Genomic DNA, 8,319 nt, shown 5'->3' on the forward strand with positions numbered 1-8,319 from the left:
CGGACGGCAACCCACCGGACCAACACCGGAAACGCGCCGACCCACGGCGGACAGCCACGACCTTCGGCCTGGCGTGTACCAGCCGTGGCGAACTGGCGCCCGACAGCCGCCTGAACAGGGCAGATGTCGCCCAGCGAGTTCATACAATCACTCGGGACGAATTACCGTTCCTTCCGACCCTAGCGCTCTAGTGGCGAATCACTTCGATCATCAGACAACTCTGGGGCCCTCAACGGCCGCGTTATACTCTCGTTGCATCAGGTGACATACGGAGAGTCTTCAACGACTGCGGGTCTGGCGGGGTCAACGGTGTCAGAGGTATCTGCGGACATTCCCGCGGCGGGCAACGCCCGAACGGCCGCGAGCATGTCGCCTGGTCTTGGCGGGTCGCCCTCGGTGGCGACCGGTCAGCCCGCTCCCCCGCCCGGCCGCACGATCCGCATTTTCCTGCTCGACGACCACGAGGTCGTTCGCCGCGGGCTGCGTGATCTGCTTTCCGAGGAACCCGACATCGAGATCGTCGGCGAGGCCGGCCGAGCCGACGAGGCGCTCGAGCAGATCATGGCCCTGCGGCCGGACGTGGCCGTGCTGGACGCCCGGCTGCAGGACGGCAGCGGCATCGAGGTCTGCCGGCAGGTCCGCTCGAACGACTCCGGCATCGCCTGCCTGATCCTCACGTCGTTCGACGACGAGGACGCGCTGTTCACCGCGATCATGGCCGGCGCGGCGGGCTACGTGCTCAAGCAGATCCGCGGTGCCGCCCTCGTCGACGCGGTCCGCCGGGTCGCCGCGGGGCAGTCCCTGCTCGACCCCGAGGTCACCCCGCGGGTGCTGTACCGGCTGCGGCAGGGCCCCGCCGAGGACGAGCGGCTCGCGGGCCTCACCGACCAGGAGCGGCGCATCCTCGCGCTCATCGCCGAGGGCCTCACCAACCGGCAGATCGCCAACCGGATGTACCTGGCGGAGAAGACCGTCAAGAACTACGTGTCCAGCATGCTGTCCAAGCTGGGCCTGGAGAGCCGCACCCAGGCGGCGGTGTTCGCCACCAAGCTCGGTACCTGACCGGCGGTTCGGGCCGGGCCGACACCGCCGGCCCTCAAGCAGGTCAGGCGCGGGTCACGGGCGTGGCAGCCCGGGCGGCGGCGTCGAGCTGGACGCCCAGTCGGCCGGTGCGGGCCGCTCGGCGGTGGGCACCTGCCAGCGCACCCGGGTACCGACGCCGCCTGGCCCCGGGCCGAACTCCATGTGCCCACCGAGGTCGTGCGCCCGGCTGCGCAGGTTCGCCAGGCCGCTGGTGACCCCGGCCCCGCCCGGGCCGACCCCGTCGTCGTGCACCTCGACCAGCACGTCGTCATCGGTCGCGCGGACCAGCACCTGCACCCGGGTGGCCCGCGAGTGCCGGGCGATGTTCGACAGCGCCTCCCGCAGCGCCGCCAGCAGGTGCGGGTGGACCACCACCGGCACCCGCTCGACGTGCCCCTCGATCCGAACCGCCGGGCGAAGGCCGACGGAGTGCTCGGCCTGCCCGGCGATCCGCTCGATCTCGGCCCGCAGCGCCGCGCCGTCCGCCGTCGGCGAGCTCAGCGAGAAGATCGTGTGCCGCAGCTCGGTGATGGTCTGGTCCAGCTCGCCGACCACGTCCTCGACCCGGGCCGCCACCGGCGCCGGCATCGACCGGGTCATCCCCTGCAGTTGCAGCCCGGTGGCGAACAGCCGCTGGATCACCACGTCGTGCAGGTCGCGCGCGATCCTGTCCCGGTCCTCGAACACCGCGAGGCGCTCCCGGTCGCGCTGCAGCCGGTTGAGCTCAAGCGTGAGCGCGGCCTGACCCGCGAAGGCCGTCGCCATCCGCAGATCCAGCTCGCCGAACGGGGTGACGCCGACCGCCCGGCCCAGCGGGTCGGCCACCGGCCCGGGGGCACCGTCGGGCTGGGTCTCGGGCGTCCCGAGCAGCAGCCCACCCACCGCGCGGCCGGCGGCGACCATCGGCACCACCATCACGCGGGCGAGCGCCAGCTGTGCGGCCGCCGGTCCGAGCAGGTCGGCCAGCTCCGCCCCGGCGACGACCCGCGCCCGCCCGACCCGCATCGCCTCGACGAGCGGGCTGCGCTCGACCGGCAGGTTGCGGCCGCACAGCCGGTCGGCCCCTGAGCCGTCGGCGTTCGTGACGATGATCCCGGCCGCCGGGTCGGGGATGACGATCGCCGCCAGGCACGCCGAGGTGGCCTGCCGGGCCCGGCTCGCGACCAGGTCCAGGGCCGCCCACGGCTCGGGCACCGCGACGAGCGCCGCGGTGATCTCGCCGCTGGCCGCCTGCCAGGCCTGTTGGCGGCGCGCCTCGTCCCGCAGCCGGGAGTTCTCGATCGCGAGGCCGACGGCCGCCGCGAACGCCAGCACCAGGTCCTCGTCCTGGCTGGTGAACGGGCCGCCGCCACGCTTGCCGCCAAGGTAGAGGTCGCCGAACGCGGCCCCGCGGATCGTGATCGGCGCGCCCAGGAACGCGCCGAACGCCGGCTGTCCCGTCGGGAGGTCCGCTGCCTCCGGCTCACCGGCTGCGGCGCCCAGGCAGTGGGCCCACGACTCGCGCAGGGCCGCGCCGAGCTGCCCGCGGCCACCCGGCACCCTCCCAACCCGGGCCGGCCCGGCCGGGTCCGGCCCGCCCTGCACCAGATCGAGGACCCGGCCGTCGGGCCCGAGCACGCCGATCGCCCCGTACTGGGCGTCGGCGAGCCGGCAGGCCACCTCGGCCGCGCGCCGCAGCGTCGCCGCCAGGTTCGGCTGCCCGGCGACGGCGGCCAGCGCGTCCGCCAGGCCACGCATCCGGTCGTGCGCGGCGAGGGCGTCGCCGACGCGGTCGCCGAGCTGGTGAAGCATCCGCTCGATCCGCTCTTCGAGCCCCGGTCCGGCGGTCGCGCGCGCACCGGCCGCCGGCCGCTGGCGGGCGGGGAGCCAGACGGCCGGAGTGGCGGGGTCCGCCGTCGGCGCACGAGGGGGTGCGTGAACGCCGGCCGCTGCAGGGCCGGCGGTGGGCTGGGCCCCGACCGCGGGGCGCCCGCCGGTGGCGGACTGGGCCGCGACCACGGCGGCGACGGGTGGCGCGGGTTGCCCGGCCTCACTGGTCACCGTTCCACCACCTCCACCCCATCGTGGCCGGCGTGCCCGGACGACAGCAGCCGTATGGCTCGGGCCCGGCCGGACCTGGACAGCCGGAACCAGGCCGCTCTGCCCAGCACAATACGACGTCGCGCCCGGCTCACAGTCTCGTCATCGCGACGGAGGGCAACCAGAAGGTACCCGAACGGTGCCGTCAACCCCGGTAGCTGCCCGAAAGCCTCACGCGGCGCGCCGGATGGCCCAACTTTCCGGCACCGAGGTGCCGCCCGGACCGGCTAGCCACGGCCCCGCTTACGCCTTCGGAGCGCGGTGGCGGCCGCCCCGCCGACGGTAGGGGTCGTCGCCCCGGACGGGTGCCGGCGACGGGGGCTGGTCGCGGTATTCCGAGCGCTGTCCCGGCAGCCGCAACGGCGCCGTCGCGTCGGCCGCGACGGCGGGTCGACGGACCTCGGCGCCGCCCCCGCCGGGCTTGCCGATATTGATCTTCCCATTGAAGATCACCGAGAGGACGCGGAACCGCCGGATCAGGAAGTGGTGCACCGACAGGGTGATCGCGAACGTCAGCGCGGTGATCAGAAGCAGGCTCGGCAGGGTCGCGTTCGCGCCGATCCCCAGCAGCGCGGCGAGGACGTAGATCAGCGCGTAGTGCAGCAGGTAGACGCTGTAGGCCGCGTCCGCGCCGTACCGCAGGCTTGGCCGCTCCCGGTTCACGAACCGGTGGAAGAAGGCGAACAGGTTCACCACGATGGCGAGCGCGAGCGCCGCCCGGACCAGCTCGTCGCCCAGCTCGGACCCCAGCGGCGCCGCGAGGTCCAGCTTCACCGCGCACAGCAGGCCGCCGCAGACGATCAGCAGCACGGGCGCCGGCCGGCTGAACGCCGGCAGCAGCCGCTGGCGGTCGAGGAAGAGCGCCATCCCGATGACGAAGAACGGCAGGCACTGCAGGGTCGAGCGGACCACGAAGTTGGCCGGCGTCGTCTCGATCAACGGGCGCAGCGCGAACAGGTAGCCGCCCTGCAGCACCAGGGTCGCCAGCAGGACGAAGGTGACCAGCCCCGCCATCGTCCGGGGCCGGCTGCGTGCCACCCAGCCGAACGGACGAGTCCTGAACAGCACGGTCAGGGCGGCGAACACCGCGGGAGAGCACAGCGTGTAGACGAGCAGCGCGATGAGGAACCACAGGTGCAGATGCCAGTACCGCGGCGGGCCGGCCGGGTGCTCGGCCAGGTGGCCGAGCAGGTAGTCGACCAGGCTGACGTGTGGGTTGTGCTGGTTGTACATCAGCCACAGCGCGATCGGGTTGAGCAGCACCAGCACGGCGACCAGCGGCACCCCGATCGACAGCAGCCGCCGCCGCACCATCAGGCCCGGGCGGTAGCGCAGGACCAGCATGCTGGCGAAGAATCCGGAGATCACGAAGAACCCGTTCATCCGGAACAGGTTCGACGCGCTGGCGATGAGCCGGAAGGTCCGGACGTCACCGATCGCCGACGCGTGGACGAAGACACCCATGAACATCAGCGCTGCCCGCAGCGCGTCCAGATAGTGGTACCGGGCCGGCGCGGACGCCCCCGGCGTGCTCACGGCCGGCGCGTGCCCCGCCGTCACTTGCCCTCCACGCCAGCTCCGGTCTCTTCGCGATCACGCGACAGCTCCACCGCCGACGCCGCATTCCACTGCCCGAACTTCCACACTCTGCCCAAACGTCAACGACGCCGGAATTCCATTGAAAATAGCCTTCTTGCACTCCTACCGTGATCGCACCCTCCCCCGGGAGCCCGCAGGAACCACAGAAGCCGTTCAAACCGACACGGACGGTCACGTCACGGGCGATCGCGAGGCCGCATTGCCGGGACTCACGTGCCTCGCCGCGCGGGAGAGCGCCCGAAAGCTGCCGGTGTCGGATATCACTCGACCCCTGCCCCCGGAATCGGCATCGTGATCGACAGAACGCGCCCGCAGTGGTCGGCCCGGCCGATCCGCGACGCCGACTTGCCTGCGCAGACGCCGACCATCGGCTGGCCGCTACACCTTGATCAAGAACTGCGCAGGGAAACAGGGGACATATTGGGGTATCGACCGCCGCTTTGCCTCCGCAACCAGTGATCAAGGCCTCCCGGATGGGGCCTGGGGCCGCCTTGATCACTGGTTGCGCAGGGGAACTGGTGGGCCGGCGGCAGCGCGGTCTTCCGACTCGGGAGTGACCCGGCTCAGCGACCGGCCAGGCGACGGTCCGGCCCCCTGGGGGCCCGGTGCCGGCCACCCCGCGGGCTGGCGACGTGCGTGACGTCGCGCGCCTCGGGTCGCGCCTCGATCCGGCGGTCGCCGTCCTCCGGCCGCGGTCCTGGGACTGGTCCGGCCGCCGCCGAGACTGGTCCGGCCGCCGCCGGGCCGGCCGCGAACGCCGGCCGCCCGACAGGGGCCGGGGCCGGGCTGGGCTTGCCGATGTTGAACTTCCCGTTGAAGATCACGGCCAGGACGTGGAACCGCCGGATCAGGAAGTGGTGCACCGACAGGGTGATCACGAACGTCAACATCGTGATCAGCAGCAGCTTCGGCCAGTGCGCGTCGACGCCGATCCCGAGCAGCGCCGCGAGCGCGTAGATCGTCACATAGTGGAACAGGTAGACGCTGTAGGCGGCGTCCGCGCCATAACGCAGGATCGGCCGCTCCTGGGTCACGATCCGCTGGAAGATCGCGAAGAGGTTCGCCACGACGGCCAGCGCGAACACCGACCGGACCAGTGCGTCCCCCAGCTCGGTCCCCAGCGGCGCGACCAGCCCGCGTTCCGCGACTACCAGCAGGCAGCCGGCGGCCACCAGCAGCACCGGCGCCGGCCGGCTGAACGCCGGCAGCAGCCGCTGGCCGTCCAGGAACAGGGCCATGCCGACGATGAAGAACGGCAGGTACTGCAGCGTCGCGTGCACCACGTAGTCGGCGGGCGTCGACTCGGTCACCGGGCGCAGCGCCAGCTGGTAGCCGCCCTGCAGCACCAGGGTCGCCAGCAGGACGAAGGCGATCAGCGCCGCCATCGTCCTCGGTCGGCTCCCGGCCACCCTGTCGAACCCGCGGGTCGCGAACAGCCTGGTCAGCGCGGAGAACACCACGGTCGAGCACAGCGTGTAGACCAGCAGCGAGACGAGGAACCACAGCTGCAGATGCCAGGTCATCGGGCCGTCCGGGTGGGCCACCCGGTGGCCGAGCAGGTAGTCGCCCAGGCCGACGCGCGGGTTGTACTGGTTGTACATGAGCCACCGGGCGATCGGGTTGAGCAGCACCAGCACCGCGACCAGCGGCACCCCGATCGACAGCAGCCGCCGCCGCACCATCAGGCCAGCGCCGTAGCGCAGCACCAGCATGCTGGAGAAGAAGCCGGAGACCAGGAAGAACCCGTTCATCCGGAACAGCCCGGACACGTGCGCGATCAGCCGGAAGACCCGGTCGTCGCCGAGCGCGGCGTGGACGAAGACGCCCATGAACATCAGCGCGGCCCGCAGCGCGTCCAGGTAGTGGTACCGCACGGGCGCCGCCGCGCGCCGAACCCTTGGGGCCGGCACCTCGACCGCCGTCACTCGCCCTCCACGCCGACTCGGACTCCTCACGTTCGCGCGCTCCACTGCCACGCGCCGTCCAAGCCGCGCCAGCCACGGGTTCCGCACATTCCTGACGAATGACTAAAGACGCTTTTACCATGATTTCGCCCTAGGCCGGCCGACCGAGCGCACTACGGACGCCGTTCGGGCCTGGTAAGGGCGGTGGCGGGCCGGCCGCGCCGGGCGGACGGAGGACGCCGGGCGGACGCCTCGCACTGTCCCTCGGGGACCATCCGTGGCGATCCGCATAACGCGTGACCACGGTGCTTTCAAGACCTGGCGACCGGTTGTGGTACTACGCACATTTCGGCGACAGGGTCGGTCGGAAATGCCCGCTCACCTGGGTCATCGCGGCGCCCGGCCGGCCGCCCGGACGCCACATCGCCCGCCCGGACGCGCCGGCAATTCCGGCACCGAGTGCCGTCTCGACGCGGGTTGTGGCACTGACGACCCGATAAGGGCGACCGCCAAAATGCCTGTATGACATGGGTTCCCGACGCGCTCCGCCGGCGGGAGGCGGGGGGGGGGGGGGCGCCCCCCCCCCCCCCGAGCCCCGTGGAGGCCCGGCCAACCTTTCAGGCCGCGACCACCCTTGGTAGTCAGAAAATGACTCATCGCACTCGCCAGCGGGGCCCGGGGTATTCGGACGCCCTCGTTCCGGAACCCTTGTCATCCGGTCGAGAGACGTCTACGTTCCTCCGTTAACGAGACGAGACGGGTTCGTTTCCACGCAGCGGTGCATCGGTGGCTCACCGGGCAAATGCGCCGTCCTCGCACGGATCACCCGGGGGCTACTCGGCTCAACCAGGTCGGACCGACGGTCGGCGTGCCCACAGTGGCGCCGTGGCCGCGGTCCTCCGCCCGCCTGTCCGCATCAGTCGCAGGAGACGGTATGCCCAGTCAGCCCACCGTTCTACTCACCAGTAACATGATCACCTTGTCTCGCACCACCCGGACGGAGGCGGTTCGATGAGCGCGGGCGTCCCCGTTCTTCCCGGTCGTGACCTGGAGCCGCAGCCATTCGGCCCAGGCTGGCCGGCGTACTGGCGTCAGGACGCGGCCTGCCGCGACGGCGACCCGGACGCGTTCTTCCCACCGGACGGCCGCAACACCAAGGCACGCGCCGCGGCCGAGACCCGGGCTCGCAAGATCTGCTCGACCTGCGCCGTGCGCCGGCCGTGCCTGGCCACCGCCATCTTCCGTCAGGAGGAGCACGGCGTATGGGGTGGCCTCACCTCAGACCAGCGGGCGAATCTCATCCCCCGCGGCCGGATCTCGGCCGAGGACGCCCTTCTGCTCGCCGACCGGCTGCTGCCAGCGGCCGCCGTCGCCGCCGGCTGACCGGCGGACCGGGCGCCGATCACCACCCGTTCCACCGGGTGCCCGTCCCCGCAGGCGCCGAGAACGACCGATCATCAGCATCACCCGATAACTGATCCCTCGCGGTTCCCGCACCACCCGCCGGCCGTGGGGCCCGCCCGCCCCCCCCCCCCCCCGGGGCGGCCCCCCCCCCGGGGGGGCCGGCGCCCCCCCCCACGACGCTCGACGCCATCCGCGCGTTCGGCGGCGGGAGGGTCGCCCAGCTACGGTTCGTCCGGCTCCGCGCCGCCCT

5 protein-coding genes are annotated in these 8,319 nt (G+C 72.3%); 2 read left to right on the forward strand and 3 right to left on the reverse strand.

From position 1 onward, the window contains the following. Positions 1 to 366 precede the first annotated feature (366 nt). Entirely contained in the window at positions 367 to 1,062 is a 696-nt protein-coding gene (locus tag I6A60_RS30665; protein WP_232425431.1) for a response regulator transcription factor, read from the forward strand. A 54-nt stretch (positions 1,063 to 1,116) separates the two neighbouring features. Here the strand turns inward: I6A60_RS30665 and I6A60_RS30670 are convergent, their stop codons facing one another. The 3 genes from I6A60_RS30670 to I6A60_RS30680 all read right to left on the reverse strand — a co-directional run bounded on the left by I6A60_RS30670 (position 1,117) and on the right by I6A60_RS30680 (position 6,686). After that, positions 1,117 to 3,123 (reverse strand): GAF domain-containing sensor histidine kinase, encoded by a 2,007-nt coding sequence (locus tag I6A60_RS30670; protein ID WP_203055760.1) that lies wholly within the window; start codon positions 3,121 to 3,123, stop codon positions 1,117 to 1,119. Positions 3,124 to 3,405: 282 nt separating this feature from the next. Beyond that, positions 3,406 to 4,722 carry an acyltransferase family protein gene (locus I6A60_RS30675; protein ID WP_203018553.1) on the reverse strand — a complete coding sequence of 439 codons (1,317 nt, stop codon included), beginning with the start codon at positions 4,720 to 4,722 and terminating at the stop codon, positions 3,406 to 3,408. A gap of 602 nt (positions 4,723 to 5,324) precedes the next feature. Continuing rightward, positions 5,325 to 6,686, reverse strand: a complete 1,362-nt coding sequence (locus I6A60_RS30680; protein WP_203018552.1) for an acyltransferase family protein — start codon at positions 6,684 to 6,686, stop codon at positions 5,325 to 5,327. Positions 6,687 to 7,676: 990 nt separating this feature from the next. Here I6A60_RS30680 and I6A60_RS30685 point away from each other — a divergent pair. Then, the gene (locus tag I6A60_RS30685; protein ID WP_013424101.1) at positions 7,677 to 8,048 is read left to right on the forward strand and encodes a WhiB family transcriptional regulator; all 372 of its coding nucleotides are present in this window, start codon (positions 7,677 to 7,679) and stop codon (positions 8,046 to 8,048) included. Positions 8,049 to 8,319: the final 271 nt, after the last annotated feature.

The organism is Frankia sp. AgB1.9 (assembly GCF_016786355.1).
GTDB lineage: Bacteria > Actinomycetota > Actinomycetes > Frankiales > Frankiaceae > Pseudofrankia.